1 protein-coding gene is annotated in these 993 nt (G+C 73.6%); it reads left to right on the forward strand.

The window, feature by feature from the left end:
* Window positions 1–993: ketoacyl-synthetase C-terminal extension domain-containing protein (locus tag ADL01_RS21960; RefSeq protein ID WP_159049591.1), on the forward strand; the 993-nt coding region annotated here is incomplete at both ends.

Here is a 993-nt window from a genome sequence, read left to right on the forward strand (position 1 = left end):
GTCGGACGCCCGCCGCAACGGTCACCAGGTGCTCGCGGTCGTACGCGGCTCCGCGATCAACCAGGACGGCGCGAGCAACGGCCTGACCGCCCCGAACGGTCCCTCCCAGCAGCGCGTCATCCGCGCCGCCCTCGCCAACGCCCGCCTCACGCCCGCCGATGTCGACGCGGTCGAGGCGCACGGCACGGGCACCCCCCTGGGTGACCCCATCGAGGCCCAGGCCCTCATCGCCACGTACGGCAAGCAGCGACCGGCCGACCGGCCCCTGCTGCTCGGCTCGGTGAAGTCCAACATCGGACACACCCAGGCCGCCGCCGGTGTCGCCGGTGTCATCAAGATGGTCATGGCGATGCGCCACGGCGTGCTGCCGCGCACGCTGAACATGGACGCGCCGACCCCCGAGGTCGACTGGTCGGCGGGCACCGTGGAACTCCTGGCGGAGTCCCGCACCTGGCCCGAGTGGGACGGCGCGGTGCCGCGCCGCGCGGGTGTGTCGTCGTTCGGCGTGAGCGGGACGAACGCGCACGTGATCCTGGAACAGGGCCTGCCGGCCCCGGAGGCGGAGTCCGCCGAGCCGGAGTCCGCGGGGACGGACGGGGCGGGCACGTCGTCGCAGTCGCGGGTGGTGGCGGGCGTCGTCCCGCTGGCGCTCTCGGCGAAGAACGAGGACGCGCTTCGCGACCAGGCCGCACGCCTGCGCGCCCACCTCGTCGCGCACACCGATGTCGAACTGGCGGAGGTGGGTTGGTCGTTGGCGGTCTCACGGTCTCGTTTCGAGCACCGGGGCGTCGTACTCGGCCGTGACCGCGACGAGCTGCTTGCCGGGCTCGAATCGCTGGCGCGGGATGACGCGGCCGCGCAGAACGTCGTCACGGGGCGGGCGCATGGTGGGACGGTCCGTCCGGTGTTCGTGTTTCCGGGGCAGGGGTCGCAGTGGGCGGGGATGGCGCGTGAGCTGCTCGCGGAGTCCCCGGTGTTCGCGGAGCGGATGCG

The organism is Streptomyces sp. NRRL WC-3618 (assembly GCF_001280005.1).
Lineage (GTDB): Bacteria > Actinomycetota > Actinomycetes > Streptomycetales > Streptomycetaceae > Streptomyces.